Here is a 19,296-nt window from a genome sequence, read left to right on the forward strand (position 1 = left end):
GGTCAGCGGCCTGAACAGGCGGAAACACCTCCGGCACTGACATTATCCTCAAACCCGCTTGAGACTTATTGGACCATGCCTGCAGATTCAACCCTGACCACCTACCTCAAACTGCTGTTCATGGCCATATTCTGGGGGGGGACATTTATTGCCGGGCGCTTGCTGGGCAGCTATGCGGCCCCCTTTTCTTCGGCCTTTATCCGTTTCAGTATCGCTTCCGTTGCGCTGGTGTTGATCTGCCTGCGGACCTCTGGCGGACTGCCCCGAATCCGCAAAAATCAGTGGCTCCCGCTCCTGCTGCTCGGACTGAGTGGAATTTTCTCCTACAACGCTTTTTTCTTTAAAGGGTTGGAGTTGATCGAAGCGAGTCGGGCGGCGGTGATCATTGCCAACAACCCGATCATCATTGCCCTGTTCGCCGCTCTACTACTGGGCGAGAAGCTGACCCTGCCGAAGCTTGCGGGAATCCTGTTGTCGATTTTCGGAGCGCTGGTGGTCATTACCCACGGCCACCCGCAGCAAATTATTGCGCAAGGAATCGGCAAAGGAGAGCTGTATATCTTCGGCTGCGTGGTCAGCTGGGTGGTTTACTCGCTGGTCGGGCGGATTGCCATGCGCGGTTTTTCCCCACTGGAAGCCGTGACCTATTCCTCCCTGGTCGGCACCGTGCTGCTATGCCCGGTCGCTCTGCACGAAGGGCTGCTTGCGCAGTTGCCCAAATATTCTTTATCCGCCTGGATCTGCCTGTTTTACCTGGGCCTGTGTGGAACAGTGTTGGCGTTTATCTGGTATTATCAGGGGATTCAAAAAATCGGCTCGACCAGAGCCGGGCAGTTCATCAATTTTGTCCCGGTCAGCGGGGTCATGCTCTCGGTCTGGCTGCTTGGGGAACCCCTGACCCTGTCCTTGCTGACCGGTCTGATTCTGGTCAGTTGCGGGGTCTACCTGACCAATCGCAAAGCGGCATAAGCCAGGCCACCTGCTCCCGCCGAGGGCTTCAGCCACTCGTTCAGCCGCCCCAAACCAGTGAGAAAAATCCCAGAACAACGGTTGCCGGGACACATAAAAGCGACTAATCTTTAATGTAACTAGTTTTCATCCGGAAACGGCCCTTTTCCGCTGTGGCGGTGTCAATCTGCGGGTTTTCTTGTACGGCGTAAAGGACTACGCCTCCGCGCAACCCCTTGATGTCCTTGCCACAACGAAAAATTGCTCGTTTCCAATCTGAAAACTTAGCCGTTGCCCTTCGGAGTTTCCGGATGGCAACTAACTATACAACAGGTTGTTGAGCCCATGGACGGGCGATCAAAATCAATAACGTCTTGTAAGTCATTGATTTTGTAAGGTGGAGAAAATGGCACTTTTCTCTACCGGGCTTGAAAAAAACCAGGATGGACTTTTTCAACAACCTGATAAAGAGTCATTCCAGCTGACTGCAGTTCTGTTTCTATCACCCGGCAAGGAGAAAACATGCCCAACAAATCCGACCGTCACATTGTCTACCGCTATGTCGATCACCTGGTCAAAGATACCTTTGCCCTCGTTCTGGCCGGGGGCAGAGGATCACGGCTGTATGAACTGACCAACTGGCGCGCCAAGCCGGCGGTCTATATCGGTGGCAAATACCGGATCATCGATTTCCCCCTCTCCAACTGCATCAATTCAGGGATCCGCCGAATCGGCGTACTGACCCAATACAAGTCCCACTCCCTGATCCGCCACTTGGTCCGGGGCTGGAGTCATTTCAAAAAGGAATTGGGGGAGTTTGTCGAAGTCCTGCCGGCATCCCAGCGCTTTTCCGATGAATGGTACCAGGGGACGGCGGATGCGGTTTACCAGAATCTGGATATTATTCGCGCCGAACGTCCCAAGTACGTCTTGGTTCTTTCCGGCGACCATGTCTATACCATGGACTATCGTTCCATGCTGCTGGCACACGTGGAATCGGGAGCCGATATGACGGTCTCCTGCCTGGAAGTCCCCGTGGAAGAGGCGGCAGGCGCATTCGGAGTGATGGAGATCGATGAGGATCTACGGATTATCGGCTTTCAGGAAAAACCGGCCCACCCTGCGGAAATTCCTGGCAAGCCCGGCATGACCCTGGCTTCCATGGGAAATTATATTTTCAATACTGATTTTCTGTTTGAGAATCTGCGCCGGGACGGTAAGAACCCGGAGTCCGAACATGACTTCGGCAAGAATATCATCCCCTCCATTATCAAGGACCATGCCGTCTACGCCTATCCTTTCCGCGATCAGGAAACTGGCGAACGTGCCTACTGGCGTGACGTCGGGACCCTCGATGCCTTCTGGGAAGCCAACATGGAGTTGATCTCCCCGGCCCCCGAACTGAACCTCTACAATCCCAACTGGCCGATCTGGACCTATCAGATGCACCTGCCATCGGCCAAGTTTGTCTTCAACGATGATGATCGCCGCGGCATGGCCGTCGATTCGACCGTTGCCGGCGGCTGCATCATTTCCGGCTCCAGGCTTAATAAATCCCTGCTCTTTTCCAATGTCCGGGTCCACTCCTTCTCGACCGTCGACGAAGCGGTCATCCTGCCGGAAGTGGTTATCCATCGAAACTGCAAAATCAGACGGGCCATCCTTGATCGTGGTTGTGAAATCCCCGAAGGGATGGTGATCGGCTATGACCCGGAAGAGGATCGGAAAAACGGTTTCAGGATCACGGAAAAAGGGATTGTGCTGGTCACCCGCGGAATGCTCGGTCAGCCGGAAGGGTACGCGTAATCCAGCCGCACTCAGGGTCGGCGACCGGCCGGCTCCTGCTCCTCGTTCAAGACCAGCAGGTAGCCGTCGGGATCGTGCAACCATAGTTCGCGGCGCTGATGTTCCTGATCTTCGAGTTCATAGAGGATCGGCCAGTGCCGCGCCTGCAGCCTGTGCAAAAGCGCACTCATATCCGGACAGCTGAATTCCAGTTGCAGACCAACCCCCAGGGTATCGCGACTGAGATTCTGCAACAGGGCCGGATGCTGGGCTTCCAAGACGGCCAGGGGTTGCAAAACAAGGCGGGTTGCTCCGCATCTGACCAGCAGAAATGCCGGCCGGCTGTTGTGCGCCGGCTGACTGTCGACTTCCAGCTCGAGAATTTCGCTGTAAAATATTTGGCTCCGCTGCAAATCGGTCACACCCAGAGTGAGATTCAACTGCATTTATGTCATCCCCGCGATTGGCAAATTGATTTTATTTCCCGGCTTGTGCTTTAATGCCTCAGGTTATGACAGAGCGAAATCAGAGTCGAGCTTTTCTCGGCCTCGGCGGTAATATCGATCATCCCTTGACCCATTTTCGGCGAGCCCGGCAACAGCTGGCGGCACACCCACGGGTCCAGCTCAAAGCCAGTTCCCCACTGTATTCTACGCCACCCGTTGGTGGCCCCCAGGGGCAACCCGATTTCATGAATGCCGTCCTCGAAATCGCTACGGAATTAACGGCCGTTGAACTGCTCCTGTTTTGCCAGCAGCTGGAGCATGAGTCCGGCAGGGTCAGGACCGTTCACTGGGGGCCGCGCCCTCTGGACATTGATCTGTTATTTGTCGACAATCAGGTTCTGGACAGCAAACAGTTGACGTTGCCGCACCCCCGCCTGGCAGAGCGGCACTTTGTGCTGCGCCCGCTTTGCGATCTGGCCCCCCAGCTGCAGCATCCGCAGTTACAATGCTCAATGCTGGAGCTGCTTGATAAGTTGCCCCCGGAAGAGGGAATTCATTGTCTACACAAAGCATGGTAATCTTATGATCAAACTTCTGCTTCTGGCCCTGCTCGGATTCGTCGTCTACTCCTTTTTTTCCGGACTGCTGCTGCGTTCCGGCAAATCCAGGCGACCGCTCAATCGTACCAACCAGGGAGAAACCATGGTTGAAGATCCGCAGTGCGGAACCTACCTTCCGCAAAGCGATGCCATCAAAGCCAACTTTCATGGCCGCGAGTACTATTTCTGCTCCAAAGAATGCCTGAAGAAATTTAAAGACGCGCAAGGCCATTAAACCTTTTACAGGGAGTCGTTCAGATGAAGTTTTTTATTGATACCGCTGAAGTTGAGGAAATCCGCGCTGCTCACGACTTGGGACTGGTTGACGGAGTCACCACCAACCCCAGCCTGATCGCCAAAAGCGGCCGCGACTTCAAAGAGGTCCTCACCGAAATCACCGCCCTTGTCGACGGCCCTATTTCAGCCGAGGTCATTGCTCTGGATGCGCCGGGTATGCTCAGCGAAGGGCGTGAGCTGGCCAGAATCAATGACAACATCGTCATCAAAGTCCCGATGACCACCGAGGGTCTTAAGGCCACCAAACAGTTCAGCAGCGAAGGGATCAACACCAACGTCACCCTGATTTTTTCGCCCCTGCAGGCCCTGCTCGCCGCCAAAGCCGGCGCAACCTACGTCTCCCCCTTTGTCGGCCGCCTCGACGATGTCGGTCAGGAAGGGATGGAAGGGGTTGAACAGATTCGGACCATTTTCGACAATTACGGCTACTCGACCGAAATCATCGTCGCCTCGGTGCGCTCGCCCATGCATGTGCTGAATGCCGGGTTGATCGGTGCCGATATCTGCACCATCCCTTATGCGGTCATAACCCAACTGGCAAAACATCCGTTGACCGATGTCGGCATTGCCAAGTTCCTGGCCGACTGGGAGAAGACCAAATAATCAGTTCCCCATTCCCGTACAACAGTAAAAAGACAAAGCCGGAAGCCTATCTTCCGGCTTTGTCTTTTTATACGTTATCAGTTATATTTTCCTTTGCAGCAAGATAAAACATTGATTTAATTTGCTCATTTTCTACCCCCCTGACAGCTTGACTTCAATGTGGCTCTCAGGTATACGCAGGGCAGTTCCAAATTTGTAGGTCTTTGATTCATCTTGTTTGCGGCATTCGGCAACGAACCCGTATCTTTTTTCTAACCATGTGAGGACGCAATGAACATTCACGAGTATCAGGCAAAGGCGATTCTACGCAATTTCGGTGTTCCTGTTCCGGAAGGGCACGTGGTCTACAACAGCAACTCTGCCCGCGACTGGGCACGCCGCCTTGGCGACGGCCCCTGGGCGGTCAAAGCCCAGATTCATGCCGGCGGCCGCGGCAAGGGCGGCGGTGTTAAAATTGCCAAAACCGCGGACGAAGTCAAACAGTTCGCCCGCAGCATGTTCGGCATGACCCTGGTCACCCACCAGACCGGCCCGGAAGGCAAGGTTGTCAAACGGGTGCTGGTCGAAAAGGGGAGCAACATTGCCGATGAATTTTATGTGTCCTTTCTGGTCGATCGGGCCACCTCCAAGGTGACCCTGATGGCCTCTGCCGAGGGTGGTATGGACATCGAACAGGTTGCCGCGAAAACCCCGGAAAAGATCTTTTTCGAAGCCATTGATCCGGTCGTCGGACTGACCGCCTTCCAGGCGCGCAAGGTGGCGTTCAAACTGGGCTTCGCCATGCCCCAGGTCAAACAGGCCGTCCCCTTGCTGAGTAATCTCTACAAGGCCTTTATCGAAACGGACTGTTCCCTGCTGGAAATCAATCCGCTGATCCAGACCGTCGAAGGCAATCTCATCTGCCTTGACGCCAAACTGAATCTGGAAGACAACGCCCTGTTCCGGCATATCCGCATCCGCGACCTGCGTGATTATGACGAAGAGGACCCCATGGAAATCGAGGCCTCCCAGTACGACCTGTCCTACATCGCCCTGGACGGCAACATCGGCTGCATGGTCAACGGCGCCGGTCTGGCCATGGCGACCATGGACATCATCAAACATACCGGCGGCGAGCCGGCCAACTTCCTTGATGTCGGTGGTGGTGCAACCATCGAAAGGGTCACGGAAGCCTTCAAAATCATTCTCTCCGACGAAAAAGTGGAAGGGATTCTGGTCAACATCTTCGGCGGTATCATGAAGTGTGACGTTATCGCGACCGGGATTATCGAAGCCGCCAAGCAGGTCGGCGTCAAGGTGCCGCTGGTGGTCCGCCTGGAAGGGACCAATGTCGAAATCGGCAAGAAGATGTTGGCTGAATCGGGACTGAATATCGTCAGTGCCGACGGCATGGCCGACGCCGCCCAGAAAATCGTCAAAGCCGTCAACGGTTAAGGAGAGCGAATCATGAGTATCCTCATCGATAAAAACACCAAGGTCATCACTCAGGGAATCACCGGCGCCACCGGACTCTTTCACGCCCAGGGAGCACGCGATTACGGCACCCAGATGGTTGGCGGGGTAACCCCGGGTAAAGGCGGTCAATCGGTTGACGGTTTCCCCATTTTCAACACCGTGGAAGATGCCGTCAAAGAGACCGGGGCCAACGCTTCCGTCATTTACGTCCCCCCTATCGGCAGCGCCGACGCCATCATGGAAGCGGTCGATGCCGGAATCGAACTGGTCATCTGCATCACCGAAGGGGTTCCGGTGCTGGACATGGTCAAGGTCAAGAAGTTCATGGAAGGCAAGAAATCCCGCCTGGTCGGCCCCAACTGTCCGGGCGTGATCACCCCCGGCGAATGCAAGATCGGTATCATGCCCGGCTACATTCACAAGCCCGGTCCGGTCGGCGTGGTGTCCCGCTCCGGGACCCTGACCTACGAAGCGGTCTGGCAGCTGACCACCCGCGATATCGGCCAGACCACCTGCGTCGGCATCGGTGGCGACCCGGTTAACGGTACCAGCCACCTTGACGTGCTGAAGATGTTCGAAGCCGATCCGGCCACCGAAGCAGTCATCATGATCGGTGAAATCGGCGGCGACGCCGAAGAGCAGGCCGCGGCCTACGTCCGTGACCACATGACTAAACCAGTGGCCGCTTTCATCGCCGGCGCCACCGCCCCCAAAGGCAAACGCATGGGCCACGCCGGTGCGATCATCTCCGGCGGCAAAGGGGATGCCGCCAGCAAAAAAGCCTTCCTCAGAGAATGCGGCATCAGCGTCGCCGACTCCCCGGCCGAAATGGCCGAGGCTCTGCTCAAGGTCTGGCAGCCGTAGCACAAAAACAACGACCAACCGCAATGACCGGGTTGTCCGGTCATTGCGGTTGGTCGGCGAGTTGTCGTTCACAGGTTGAGCCTTTTAAAAAAGCCAGGTCATTTCCTCTGGCTTTTTTATTTCTGATCGATTAGAAAACAGTCGCAGATAACCTCACCAACAAAAGACTCAGATATTTACGATCACCTCAAAAATAAAGGAAGCTGCGATGTCACAATTTGACAATGTATCAGTCGTTCGGGAAGCCAATATCTATTTTGACGGAAAAGTCACCAGCCGGAGCGTGCTCTTTGCCGACGGAACCCGCAAAACACTGGGCATCATGCTGCCGGGGGAATATGAGTTCGGCACCGAAGACAAAGAGCTGATGGAAATTCTGGCCGGCAACCTGGAGATCCGGCTGCCTGGGTCCGACTGGCAAGCCATCAAAGCCGGCGATTCATTTGAAGTACCGGCCAACGCCAAATTTCAGTTGAAAATCAACAGCGTCACCGACTATTGCTGCAGCTACATGAAAGAGTAATTGACACTCCACCGCATTCACAAAGAGAGAATAGCGTATTGTTTGACTGGCTGACCAAGCGCCGCCGTAAGAAACTTACCGCAGCCCCTTTTTCTGAGCTTTGGGAATCCATTCTCCGCCGCAATGTTGCCCATTATGGCTTGCTGGAGGACGATGAACGTGCCCACCTGCAAGCCTTGATTCAGGTATTTATTGCGGAAAAGCATTGGGAAGCGGTTGGTGGTCTGCAACTGACTGATGAGATTCGGGTGACAATCTCCGCCCAGGCCTGCCTGCTGTTGCTTGGCCTGCAACACAACTATTATCGGAATGTCGAGTCCATCATTGTCTATCCCTCAACCGTGGTGCCCCCGCCCCGCCAGCGGGGCTTTTTTGAAACCACCACCGCCCCGGTGGATCCGACGCAGCCGATTCTCGGGCAAGCGTTCCTGCATGGCCCGGTCATCATCATCTGGGATGCCGCCCTCCACGAAGGGCGGCACCCGGAACTGGGCCACAACGTTGTCTACCATGAGTTTGCCCATAAGCTGGACATGCTCGACGGCGCTGTCGACGGAACCCCGCCGCTGCGCGACCGCACCGAATACCGCGACTGGGTAGAAATCTGCACCCGGGAATACCAGCGCCTGCAACAGGATACCCGGCAAGGTAGAAAGTCATTCCTTGACGCCTACGGCAGCACCAATACCGCCGAGTTTTTTGCCGTGGCCACAGAGCAGTTTTTTGATCAGCCAAGCTTGCTGATGGAACAGGCTCCCGAACTCTATCGGGTCCTGAAAGAGTACTACCGGCAAGACCCCGCGCTGCGCATGGCCGGAAAAAACTGAACCTGGGCCGCACTTGACTTTGCCGTTGACAACGCCTGCCTGGCGCGCCAGAATACTTTCATGAACACGAACCCAACCCATTTTTTCCGGCAGATTATGACCATCACTCCATAGGAGTGGTGGGTTCGCTGACGTGAAAACCGTTTATCAACCCGCCCAAGAGGCGGGTTTTGTGTTTTTGCTTCTTGGGCAGATCCCCAAGGAGGCAAGATCATGAACAAAGTCGCCATATTCGGCAATGCCGGCGGCGGAAAATCCCACTTGGCCGGGCAATTGGCAGAACTGACCGGGCTCCCGCTCCATTCCCTTGATCAAATTAAATACCGCCCCGGCGGCGGCGAAGTGCCGCACCAGGAGTACCTGGCCATGCATGCCGAACTGTTGCAGCAACCCCGCTGGATCATTGATGGTTTTGGTTGCGTGAGTTCTGCCTGGCAGCGTTTTGCCGCCGCTGATACCTTGATCTATATCGATCTTCCCCTGGCCAGGCATTTCTGGTGGGTCACCAAACGGCTCATCAAAGGGGTATTTGTCAATCCCGAAGGTTGGCCCAAGGACAGTCCGATTTGGCAAGGATCGTTGAACAGCTACCGGGTTTTGTGGCTCTGCCACCGCAAGCTGACGCCAAAGTATCGGCAATTGATCGCCGACGCAGCGCAGTCCAAACAGGTGCTGCATCTGACCTCGCCCAAAGCCATCAAGACATTCCTGCAACGGGTGCCAAACGAGTTGCAGATGGATCGATCAGCCTGAACAATCAGCCGGTCGGACTGTCGTCAGCAGCCAGATTGATCCGCAGACAGTTGCGGCCGGAATCCTTTGCCTGATAAAGGCAGGCATCGGCCACATCGATCAGGTCGGTCACTGATTGAAAGCGGGAGGAATACCCCACCAATCCGGCACTGACGGTAATGATTCCGTGGGGGCTGCCGCGGTGGGGGATGTCCATGTTACGGACGGCCTCGACCAGCCGCTCGCCACAAATATGGGCAGCGGCCTGGTCGGCGCTGTTGAAAATCACCGCGAATTCCTCCCCGCCATAGCGATAGGCTCGATCGACTTTGCGGATGGTGGCGGCGATAACCTGAGCCACCGCACGCAAGGTTTCGTCCCCCGCCGTATGCCCGTAGATATCGTTGAACGCCTTGAAGTGGTCAATGTCGACCAGCAGCAGGAAAAAGGATTCAACATTGTGCTGCGCCTGCCTGAATACGGCCTCGATATCCCGATCCAGAGAGCGGCGATTATGAATGCCGGTCAAACCATCGAGCAGGCTCAACTCCCTGAGCTGGGCATTGGCTGTCTCCAGCTCCCGGGTCCGGCTGTTCACCAGCCCCTGCAGATCCGTCTGGGCCTCATCGACCTGACGACACATATCCAGAAAGGTTCCGGCCAGCCCGCCGATCTCATTCTGCTGCTCCAAAGGGAGCTGCTGCGAAGAGCGGATCACGGTCTGGTAATCTCCGGCCGCCACCAGGGATATGGCCTGCTGCAGCTTGGCCAGGGGGGCTTTGACCTGTTTGCCGATCACCAGATAAACCGTGACATAATAGACCACAAAGAGCAGAAACCCGAACAGCAGAACAATGCGGGCAGTCTGGTGCGCCTCATGGGCAATAAGCTGCTTGGGCAGGACTCTGACCAGCCACCAGTCCGGTCCGGCCAGCGCTGCGGCGATCAGGTAGTTGCCTCCCTGGACATCTTCGGTCACGGAGATGCCTTGTGCATCCGGCTTTGCCAGCGCAACTTGATGAAAGATGCGGTCAAGGGCCGGATCGCCAATCTTGTCCAGCGACAGCTGCCCTTTTTGTTTCAGTTCGTCCTTGAGTTTGCCGGGATGGGCAATAAGGTAGCCATTTTTACTGAGGATCAGAGAATAGGTGCCGGACAGGGAATCATTGTTGAGCCGCTCCATAATGGCGGTCAGGTACAGATCCAGGCTGGGATTCACCAAGTGGCGACCCTGGTAGTCAACCGGCAGTTCAAAGGTAATGGTCCATTGCCCGACCGTCTCGTCATAATAAAGCCCAGTCCAGACCGGAGTCCGCGCGGGGTTTTCCGATTGCAAGGTCGCCTTGATGGTACCCAGTTCGTTCATGGGCAGGTCCGGTTTGGCCTGCAGTCCCCAGGGTGCCGCCGGGGAATAGATGGTGATGGCGTTCTCCGGATAAGAGGCATGCAGTACCCCTTGGGCAGCCCAGGCCGGCCCGTAGCGATTGACCAGCAGATAAGCGATGAGCAGCCGGCGCTTGAAATCGTGGGAAGCGACCGACTGATTGTTGCCGATAAAACTGGTCACCCCCCAGGATCGTCCCAGGTGGCGTTCGATGCTTTCGGTAAAGAATTGCTCCTTCATTCGAGTGGCCCCATCGCCATCGACAAAATACATCGCCCAGAACTCATCATCCGAAAAGTCCAACGGCGAAAGGTACAGGTGAAGGAACTCGTCCCGAAAAAAGGTTAAATTATGATAGGCCCCAGCAAAAAGCTGATCCTCAATCTGCTTGCGCTCGACCATATATTGGCGCATCGTCGCCAGTGACCGTTCCTTGCTGTGGTGGTACACCAGAAAGTAGCAGGAGATTGTGGCAATCGTCACAACAAGAACCCCGAACAGTAAAACTCTGCTGAGGATTTGGCCGCTGAGGCGTCGGGAGGTGAAGAGGGAGATTCGATTCATTATCGCGGCTCCTGACGGTTCGCGCTGCAGAGCAAACCGTCGCTATCTTTTTTCAACCTACTTGGATTCACCTGAGGTTATTGAGGCACCGGCAAAGCAAGAGAGACCCGGTTTGATACAAAGCCTGGGAAGGCAACGCAGCCGACAGCCTGAAAAATCCAGAATTAATAAAAATATTAGCAAGGTTAATAGTCAACAATAGTGGATTCAGTAGTGAAAAGCAATTGACCCCAGGCAGAATCAGTTCATGGGAAAGAGCTCCTGCACAGCCGAAAATGGCCCTGCTTGAATCAACAAGCGCTTGCCTGCGAACAATTAATTGCGCCAGAATTGGTTATCAGTACCAAGTACCCCGACCGCCAGCCAGGACACCTATTATGCTGACAATTGACATCCCCGGTTATCAAACCCTGCAACTGGACCATCTGGTCCTTGATTTCAACGGCACCCTCGCCTGCGACGGCCAGCTCATTGCCGGTGTTCGCCAACGGCTTGAACGGTTGGCTGGACAGCTGCAGATCCATATCATCACCGCCGATACGTTTGGCGGGGTTGCCGCAGCCGTGGCGGATATCCCCTGTCGGCTGTCGATTATTCCCCCCAAGGCTCAAGACCAGGCAAAACTCGATTACCTGCAGCAGCTCGGTGCATCCAGAGCAGCGGCCATCGGTAACGGACGCAATGACCGGCTCATGCTGGCCGGGGCAGGATTGGGGATTGCGGTGCTGCAGGAGGAGGGCGCGGCCAGTGCCACCATCCTGGCGGCGGATCTGGTCACCAGGGATATCCTCGCGGCGCTTGATTTGCTGCTGCATCCGGGACGGTTGGTGGCGACGTTGCGCAATTGATTATCCCGGCCTTCCACATTGAAGGGGAAAGGCCGGGATGGGGCTGAAACAACCAACACCTACGCAGAGCTGCCGCACCAATCACCATCGCCACCCGTTGCCCGTCAAATGGCTTGCCTTTTTCGGGGCCTAAAGATTGATTTTAGCTTCTGACTTTCATCCCCCTTTTGCCAGCGCTGGAGCGGAACAGGATTGGGCCGGAGTAAGCGAGGAATGTTCGCAGCCCTTTTGGGCAAGTTTTGCGAGCGCGGCCCAAACCTGTGGAGCGGAAGGGACCTGGCGCAGCCAGGCGCTGGCATTGGGGCGGGGTCTTTTGGTGCCTTTTCTGACCTAAAGTAGAAAAGTCACTCGCCTGGCGGGACGAGACCCGCCGGTTTCTCTGGTTGCTTCACGAACCGTATCCGTTCATGCCGAAAACTTTCAAAACACTGAAATCAAAATCACAGTCGCGGGGTCGCGGCCCCGCAGCCGCCCATCTTTTTGTCCAGGCCAACAAAAAGATGGAAAAAAATGGCCTTTTGATTGCTCGGGAGTTTCGTTTGTTCCGGAAATGACTCAGGGATGCTCTGGTCGCTGCTCATTCGGCAGGGTTGGTCACCGTTGCATTTAATCACGGAGCATGCCCGCTACTAGCCGTATGGTCGTTGAATGCGCCCGACGAGAAGCTGCGCTTCTCGTACTGGCGGACTGAGGGGCTGCAAATTTGGAAGGACTGATGGTTTGATGAAATTTGGTCCTTTGCTCCTTCCCCCTTGATGGGGGAAGGTCGGGATGGGGGTGAGAAAAAAACTCCCAATTTTTCCCATCCTCCACCGCCACACCGGGGAAGATCATTGATCATTCCCAAAAATAAAGGTATCTTAACAAAACTGTTACTTTCCTGTTGAGGGGACCCCATGGCAGAGCAATTCCGTAATCTTCTGGTCATTGATGATGAAGGCTCCATGCGTCATATGCTGCGGCTGGTTCTGGAGCAGCACCAGTATCGGGTCAGTGAAGCCGCCAACGGTGCCGAGGCCATCAATCTGCTCTACAAGGAAAAGTTTGACGTCATTCTCTCCGATATCCGCATGCCGGACATGGACGGCCTGACCTTTCTGGAACAACCGGAAGTCCGTGCGCTCACCAGCACGATCATCATGATGAGCGCCTATGGCAGCGTCGATACCGCGTTGGAATGCATGAAACGCGGCGCCTACGATTACATTTCCAAACCCTTCAAGCCCGATGAAGTCATCCTGACCCTGCGTAAAGCCGAAGAGCGGCAGCAGCTGAAGGTTGAAAACCGGCAATTGAAGCAAGCGCTGTCGAAGCAGGAGCAAAACTTCTCCATCGAACACATCATCCATGCCAGCCCCAAAATGCAGCAGTTGCTTAAGCTGGTCAAAGTGGCGGCCAAAGCCGACTCGCCGGTGCTGATCAGCGGTGAAACCGGAACCGGCAAGGAATTGATCGCCAAAGCCCTGCACAGTGAAAGCGCCCGCAAAGGTCAGTTTTTGGCCATCAACTGCAGCGCCATCACCGCCGGGTTGCTGGAAAGCGAACTATTCGGACATAAAAAAGGGGCTTTTACCGGCGCAGACCGGGATAAGGAAGGATTGTTTTCCATCGCCCACGGCGGCACCCTGTTTCTGGATGAGATTGCCGACCTGCCCCTGGAGCTGCAACCAAAACTGTTGCGGGTTCTGCAGGAGAGTGAAATCAGGAAGGTGGGCGCCACCCGCTCGGAAAAAATCAATACCCGGGTGATTGCCGCCGCCGGCACCGACCTGCAGGGTGCGGTCCAGCAAGGAACCTTTCGCCAGGATCTGTATTACCGCCTGGCCGTGGTTGATGTGCACCTGCCGCCATTGCGCGAACGGCCTGAAGATATCGTCAAGCTGAGCGAATATTTCCTGGCCAAGAGCTGCCAGCGGGAGAAGCGGCCCTGCCCGCAGTTGACCGAAGAGGCCAAACAGACGCTGACCCGCTATCCCTGGCCCGGCAATGTCCGCGAGCTGGAAAACTATATTGAGAAAGCCCTCATCTTCAGCCACGGTGAACAGCTGGACCTGCCCGCGCTGCGCATGAGGCAGCCCCCCCCGGGAGGTTTCGATGCGGAAGAGTACTCCCTGAAGGTCGCCACCCGGCGGCTGGAAGAAGAGTATATTCGCAAGGCCTTGAAAAAAACCGACCGCAACCGGACCCAGGCCGCCCAGCTGCTGGAAATCAGCCTGCGCTCACTGATGTACAAGATCAAGGATTACGAGATCGAATGATCCCCTGTCGCCACGCCGGAGGCTTCTTCGCCGGCCTGGCTCAGAGCAGCCCCCGGTCAGCCAGGCTGACATACTCCCCCTTGCCGATAATGACATGGTCCAGCACCCGCACTCCCATCAACTCGCCCACCTGTTTCAACCGTTCGGTAATATTGAGATCTTCGCGGCTCGGCGTCGGGTCGCCGGAAGGGTGGTTGTGGACAAAGAGGATGGCGGCTGCCGCTTCCTTGAGGGCCGGGGCAAAGACTTCCCGCGGATGGACAATACTCGCATTCAGACTCCCTTCGGAGATGCGCACCTCTTTTAACAGCCGGTTTTTGGTGTCCAACAACAGAGCGACAAACACCTCTTTGCGGTAATCGCAGAGTCGTTCATGGAAATGCAGGAAGGCATCCTGAGATGACCGGTAAGGCTGGCCCGGCTGCAGGCGCTGATCGGCAAAACGCCGGCCGATCTGGAACAGCGCCTGAATTTCCGCTGCTTTGGCCGGACCGATGCCGGGTTGCTGACAAAGTTCGCTGATACTGGCTGCAGCCAGTTGCCGAAACGAACCGAACCGGCTGAGCAGCGCCCGCGCCAGGTCGACCGCGCTGTTTTTCCCGGAGCCGTCCCCGGTACGAATGATCAATGCCAGCAATTCGGCATCGGTCAGTTTCTCGGCTCCAGACGCAAGTAATTTCTCCCGCGGACGCTCGTCCGCCGGCCAATCTTTAATCCGCCGCATATCCCCCTCCTCGGCATTCAATTGTCAGGTTAATGATTTCAGTTTATTGCGGCAAATCCGCTTTAAACGGAGTCCCCCAAAAGGTCCCCAGCACACTCTTTTCCGCCGGGCTGATAATCACCCCGCGGGCCGCCATCAGATCCAGCAATTCATTCAGAGAACGTCCGTCCCGCATGGCCCGATCCACCGGTGCCAGGCTGTGACAGCCGGTGCAGCGCCGCTCCAGAATGGCCCGGTATTCTCCTAAAGGATCAGCCTGAGGCAGAGGCGATGCGGGCGAAGCACTCTTGAGCGCCGCCTGCTTTGCAGTCCAGAAGATTCCCATGACCTCTGCTTCACGATCATCGAGCCGCGCCCCGAAGCGGATCATCTTGGTGATGATTTCATCGATATTCTCACCCCGCTGCAGCGCTTGCTCAATGCGCGCCGGCGTGTGGCACTGGCTGCAACGTTCGTTAATGATGCGCTGGTATTCGGCCTCGATCTTGTCCTGGGCGGATACCGACAGCGCAGCAGCCAAGCTGGCCGCCAGAACAAGGACCGTCACAGACAGATATTTCATAGCTGACTATTCCCTCACATAGGTATCGATATCGGTCTCATGGGGCATCCCCATGAACCGGGCGTATTCCGATTCAATCACCGCGAAATGCTTTTGGCTTTCCAGGGCCAGCTGCTCAAAAACGATCCGCACCCCGGGATCAACGATATTCTTCGCTTTGCTGCGCAGAATCCGTTCCATCTGCTGTTCTTTGCCAAGGGCGATCTCCCGCGCCTTGCGTTCTTTGACTTCCTCGCTGATAATCCCGTCGAGTTCTTTCACGACCGCGGCCTCCTCATTGCAGGGGGTCACGATAAATTCGTCAAAGCTGCCGAATTCAGTCCCTTTGTAATAGCGGAAAAAACGTTCGACATGCGCCCTTTTTTCATCGGCCAGGCGGTTGAAGACCCTCTTTCCACCTTCATCCGCAACCATCTCCGCAGCCTTTCGATAAAAGCACATGATCTGTTTGGCACTCTCAACCGCCTGTTTGATCGCTTCCTGATGAATGAATTCCTGCGGCATAGGACCCTCCTTGTGCAAAGGTTGCTCAGCACGTTCTCTCTTTTAAAAATAGCCGAGCCCAGCCGCTTGTCAATCACTTAACCCACTGAACTTGAGTCACTTTCAGCGCAACAGGATGGTCGCTGCGAAGCTATATTGCACCGCGGCTTTTCAACAGATCGGCCACAGCTTCGGCAAGCTTACGGTATCCTTGCGCATTGAGATGGACCGCATCGCTTTTATAGCTGCGATCAAAGAGCAGCTCCCCCAACCGATCTTCCAGCAGGGGAAACTTGAGCTCTTCGGCCAGCTGGCGATAGAGGTCCAGATCCTTGGCCAGCAGCCCCATTTGCGGAACCGCGATCATCACCACCTGGATATCCCGCTGATGGGCCGCTTCGTACATGCGGCGCAGATTCTCCTGCAACTGTCCGCGGTCCTGCTTGCGCAGGATATCATTACCGCCTTCGCAAATGATAACCAGATCCGGTTTTACGTCATCCAGCAATCCCGGCAGGCGGCGTGCCCCTTCGTCGCTGGTTTCCCCGGAGATGCCGGCGTTGATCACCTTGCGCGCGATCAGCCGGCTCAACTGGGCGGGATAGCTCAATTCCGGAGCCGCCCCCGCTCCTTTGGTCAAACTGTCGCCGAAGGCCAGGATGACGTCATTCGGACGCAACGGCGTGAGATATTGCTGCTTGTTGTCACAGGCCCAGAGTCCGCTCAGCAAAAGCGTCCCTACCAGCAGCCCAACCAGCTTTTTCATCATCAGCTCCCCCTTAGTCTGTTAGCTCCGGTTTGAAAAAATCCCCGATCGCCCTGAACACCTCGTGGCTGTCACCCCGGACAGTCCGAGCCGGAGGCAAAGAGCGCAGAAACATCCGTCCGTAGCCTTTTTTAACCACCCGGCTATCGAGAATCAGCACCACGCCACGATCATTGCGGTGACGGATCAACCGGCCGAACCCCTGCTTGAAACGGATCACGGCCTGGGGCACGGTATATTCCATGAATGGGTCGCCGCCGCGCTGTTCAATGGCCTGGGCACGCGCTTCCAGGACCGGCTCGGTCGGCACTTTAAAAGGCAGGCGGGCGATAATCACTTGCTCGAGAGACCGCCCCGGCACATCGACCCCTTCCCAGAAGGAATCGGTCCCGAACAGTACGCTGGTCTCGTCTTCGGCAAAACGTTTGAGCAGCCGGTGGCGGTTCTCCTGCCCCTGACGCAAACAATGCAGCCGCTGCGCCTGCAGCACCGGGGCCAGTTCGTCATGCACCTGGCGAAGTAAGGCATAGGAGGTAAACAGTACAAAGCTCCGCCCCTGGCTGCACAGTACCGCCTTTTCCACCGCATCGCGGACGGCGGCGGCAAAGTTCGGCCGCCCCGGTTCGGGCAGGTCGGTAGGTATCGCCACCAGGGCCTGACGCTGGTAATCGAAGGGAGATTCCAAGGCCAGCTCGCGCAACCGCCCCGGCTCAACCCGGTCGAGACCAACCCGGGAATGGAAATAACCGAACGCTCCGGCTACGGCCAGGGTCGCGCTGGTCATGACCAGGGTCCGAAAACGCTGATAGAGGGCCTTGTTGAGGCTATCGGCCACTTCCAGCGGCGCCTGGCAAAGACTGGTGATCAACCCCTTGCCGCGGCCAACCCGCCCTTCGCGAATCTCGATCCACACACAGCTGGTGTCGGCGGCGGCCTGAAACGAACCGAGATCGGCGGCCAGGCCTTCCAGGCGACCGGCGATCCCGCCCAGGTCGACCATGGTCGGATTGAGCTTTTCGGCAACCGCGTCCGGCAGGGGTTCACAGAGGCGCAGCAGGCCCGCCAGCTTGTCGGCAAGCTCCTGGCAGCCCCTGCGCAACCGCTCGACCCGTTCACACAACTCCACCCAGAGATGGCTTTCACGAAACTCGGGCAGGACCCGGTGCTTGAGTTCAAATTTGTCGGTGACCTTTTTGCCAAGGGCACCCGGCAACCACTCGCCGATCCCCTGCAGTTCATCGAGGGATTCTTCCAGCAGCTGCTGGCGCTTGACCAGCAAGGATTCGATCTCGGCATGCAGCGGCCGGTACAGCTCGTCCATGGTCTGCGGCAGCTCTTTGGAGAGCTGATCCAGGAAACGCGGCAGCAGCCCTTGATTGGCCTTGCGCGGATGACGCAACCGATGCAGCACCCGGGCAAAGGTAAAGCGGGTCACCTGGGACGAAAAATAACTGGTCGCAACATCTTCCAGGTGGTGGGCCTCGTCAAGGATAATCCGTTCGAAAGGGGGCAACACCGCGGTCGCCGAATAGTTGTCGGTCTGCTGGCGCAGGGCCAGATCCGACAACAACAAAGCATGATTGACCACCAGGATATCGGCCCGCGCCGCCTGGCGTCTGGCCTTGTGGAAGAAACAGCGGCTGTAGTGCGCACACTTGACTCGGGCACATTGATCGGCTTCGCAGCAGACCTCTTCCCAGACCTGATAGTTGGGGATAAAAGACAGGTCTTCCCGCGACCCGTCGGCCGTAGTCTCCGCCCACTGGGCGATCTGCTGAAATTCTTCGACCAGATCCTGATCGAACAGGCCCGGTTCCCGCCCGGCAGTTTCGCCGCGACGCAGGCAATAATAGTTGCTGCGTCCTTTGACCAGAACCGCATAAAATTCCAGATCGGTAGACCTCCCCAGAAACGGCAGATCTTTGCGGATCAGCTGCTCCTGCAGGTTGATGGTGCGGGTCGAAACCACCACCCGCTCGCGATTGGCCCGCGCCCAGAGCAGAGCTGGCACCAGATAGGCCAGGCTTTTGCCGGTCCCGGTCCCGGCTTCAATCACCGCCAGCTGCTCCCGATTAAACGCCTCGCTGACCGCAAAGGCCATACGCAGCTGCTCAGGGCGCTCTTCGTAGTCGGGCAGCTTGGAGGCGATCATCCCGGCGGGGCCGAGCAGTTGACCGACTGCCTCAGGAGTAATCAGCTCCCGGTCCTTGTCGGCAAAGGCTTCCACAACCCTGTACACCTTATCCACAGAGTTATTCACAATGTAGAAACCGACCCCCAAAGCCCCGAATTGTGCGGCTACGGAGATATCCGCAGAGGAGGGTTTGAGCACCCCGGAAGGATGGTTGTGGATAACGATATCCCCATATCCACAGGTCTGCAGAATGGCGGGAACCGCGCTTTCAGAACCACGAGCCAGAACCTCGACCTGCACGATGCGCCGCTCGGCATCGGTCTGGCCAAGCACAAAAACCTCATTGCCGTCGGCCTGGGCAATGGCATAACGGATCTGGTCGATACTGTCAGGGGAAAAATAATCAAGCATGGGTCGGGATTATAGTGGAAGCGAGACAGGAATGGGACACTTAATTACAAGACCCCGATCCGCTGTCCCTGTCGATCAGCTCG

19 protein-coding genes are annotated in these 19,296 nt (G+C 56.5%); 12 read left to right on the top strand and 7 right to left on the bottom strand.

Annotated elements, in window-relative coordinates; all coding sequences use genetic code 11:
* Positions 1 to 75: 75 nt before the first annotated feature.
* Positions 76 to 969 carry a DMT family transporter gene (locus N909_RS0106980; RefSeq protein ID WP_029913372.1) on the top strand — a complete coding sequence of 298 codons (894 nt, stop codon included), beginning with the start codon at positions 76 to 78 and terminating at the stop codon, positions 967 to 969.
* A 501-nt stretch (positions 970 to 1,470) separates the two neighbouring features.
* The gene (gene glgC, locus N909_RS0106985; RefSeq protein ID WP_029913374.1) at positions 1,471 to 2,754 is read left to right on the top strand and encodes a glucose-1-phosphate adenylyltransferase; all 1,284 of its coding nucleotides are present in this window, start codon (positions 1,471 to 1,473) and stop codon (positions 2,752 to 2,754) included.
* 11 nt (positions 2,755 to 2,765) lie between these two features.
* Here the strand turns inward: glgC and N909_RS0106990 are convergent, their stop codons facing one another.
* Positions 2,766 to 3,179 carry a VOC family protein gene (locus N909_RS0106990; protein ID WP_029913385.1) on the bottom strand — a complete coding sequence of 138 codons (414 nt, stop codon included), beginning with the start codon at positions 3,177 to 3,179 and terminating at the stop codon, positions 2,766 to 2,768.
* A 65-nt stretch (positions 3,180 to 3,244) separates the two neighbouring features.
* Here N909_RS0106990 and folK point away from each other — a divergent pair, with 65 nt between their 5' ends.
* The 8 genes from folK to N909_RS0107030 all read left to right on the top strand — a co-directional run bounded on the left by folK (position 3,245) and on the right by N909_RS0107030 (position 9,100).
* Positions 3,245 to 3,757, top strand: coding sequence for a 2-amino-4-hydroxy-6-hydroxymethyldihydropteridine diphosphokinase (gene folK, locus N909_RS25040; RefSeq protein ID WP_036683467.1), 513 nt, complete (start codon positions 3,245 to 3,247; stop codon positions 3,755 to 3,757).
* A gap of 4 nt (positions 3,758 to 3,761) precedes the next feature.
* On the top strand, positions 3,762 to 4,013 hold the full coding sequence (locus N909_RS0107000) for a PP0621 family protein (RefSeq protein WP_029913391.1): 252 nt from the start codon (positions 3,762 to 3,764) through the stop codon (positions 4,011 to 4,013).
* 23 nt (positions 4,014 to 4,036) lie between these two features.
* Entirely contained in the window at positions 4,037 to 4,678 is a 642-nt protein-coding gene (gene fsa, locus N909_RS0107005; RefSeq protein WP_029913393.1) for a fructose-6-phosphate aldolase, read from the top strand.
* Positions 4,679 to 4,948: 270 nt separating this feature from the next.
* A complete protein-coding gene (sucC, locus tag N909_RS0107010; protein WP_029913396.1) occupies positions 4,949 to 6,112 on the top strand; it encodes an ADP-forming succinate--CoA ligase subunit beta in 1,164 nt (387 codons plus the stop codon).
* Between the two features lie 12 nt (positions 6,113 to 6,124).
* Positions 6,125 to 6,997 (top strand): succinate--CoA ligase subunit alpha, encoded by an 873-nt coding sequence (gene sucD / locus N909_RS0107015; protein ID WP_029913398.1) that lies wholly within the window; start codon positions 6,125 to 6,127, stop codon positions 6,995 to 6,997.
* 208 nt (positions 6,998 to 7,205) lie between these two features.
* A complete protein-coding gene (gene ppnP / locus N909_RS0107020) occupies positions 7,206 to 7,520 on the top strand; it encodes a pyrimidine/purine nucleoside phosphorylase (RefSeq protein ID WP_029913401.1) in 315 nt (104 codons plus the stop codon).
* 38 nt (positions 7,521 to 7,558) lie between these two features.
* On the top strand, positions 7,559 to 8,347 hold the full coding sequence (locus N909_RS0107025) for a M90 family metallopeptidase (protein ID WP_029913405.1): 789 nt from the start codon (positions 7,559 to 7,561) through the stop codon (positions 8,345 to 8,347).
* 213 nt (positions 8,348 to 8,560) lie between these two features.
* Complete coding sequence (locus N909_RS0107030) at positions 8,561 to 9,100, top strand: P-loop NTPase family protein (protein ID WP_029913408.1); 540 nt, start codon at positions 8,561 to 8,563, stop codon at positions 9,098 to 9,100.
* Between the two features lie 4 nt (positions 9,101 to 9,104).
* Here N909_RS0107030 and N909_RS0107035 read toward each other — a convergent pair whose 3' ends face one another.
* On the bottom strand, positions 9,105 to 11,027 hold the full coding sequence (locus N909_RS0107035; protein WP_029913413.1) for a sensor domain-containing diguanylate cyclase: 1,923 nt from the start codon (positions 11,025 to 11,027) through the stop codon (positions 9,105 to 9,107).
* Positions 11,028 to 11,404: 377 nt separating this feature from the next.
* On the opposite strand from N909_RS0107035, the gene N909_RS0107040 reads away from it, so the two are divergent.
* Entirely contained in the window at positions 11,405 to 11,875 is a 471-nt protein-coding gene (locus N909_RS0107040) for an HAD family hydrolase (RefSeq protein WP_029913416.1), read from the top strand.
* Between the two features lie 896 nt (positions 11,876 to 12,771).
* Positions 12,772 to 14,133: a sigma-54-dependent transcriptional regulator gene (locus tag N909_RS0107055; RefSeq protein WP_029913419.1), complete on the top strand. Its 1,362-nt coding sequence runs from the start codon at positions 12,772 to 12,774 to the stop codon at positions 14,131 to 14,133.
* Between the two features lie 40 nt (positions 14,134 to 14,173).
* On the opposite strand, the gene radC is transcribed toward N909_RS0107055, so the two are convergent.
* The 5 genes from radC to N909_RS0107080 form a co-directional block, all read right to left on the bottom strand.
* Entirely contained in the window at positions 14,174 to 14,857 is a 684-nt protein-coding gene (gene radC / locus N909_RS0107060) for a RadC family protein (RefSeq protein WP_029913424.1), read from the bottom strand.
* A gap of 43 nt (positions 14,858 to 14,900) precedes the next feature.
* A complete protein-coding gene (locus N909_RS0107065) occupies positions 14,901 to 15,419 on the bottom strand; it encodes a hypothetical protein (RefSeq protein ID WP_029913426.1) in 519 nt (172 codons plus the stop codon).
* A gap of 6 nt (positions 15,420 to 15,425) precedes the next feature.
* On the bottom strand, positions 15,426 to 15,923 hold the full coding sequence (locus N909_RS0107070; RefSeq protein WP_029913428.1) for a ferritin-like domain-containing protein: 498 nt from the start codon (positions 15,921 to 15,923) through the stop codon (positions 15,426 to 15,428).
* Positions 15,924 to 16,053: 130 nt separating this feature from the next.
* Positions 16,054 to 16,671, bottom strand: a complete 618-nt coding sequence (locus tag N909_RS0107075) for a GDSL-type esterase/lipase family protein (RefSeq protein WP_084167562.1) — start codon at positions 16,669 to 16,671, stop codon at positions 16,054 to 16,056.
* A gap of 10 nt (positions 16,672 to 16,681) precedes the next feature.
* Complete coding sequence (locus tag N909_RS0107080; protein ID WP_029913434.1) at positions 16,682 to 19,213, bottom strand: helicase C-terminal domain-containing protein; 2,532 nt, start codon at positions 19,211 to 19,213, stop codon at positions 16,682 to 16,684.
* Between the last annotated feature and the right edge of the window lie 83 nt (positions 19,214 to 19,296).

The organism is Pelobacter seleniigenes DSM 18267, from assembly GCF_000711225.1.
GTDB lineage: Bacteria > Desulfobacterota > Desulfuromonadia > Desulfuromonadales > Geopsychrobacteraceae > Seleniibacterium > Seleniibacterium seleniigenes.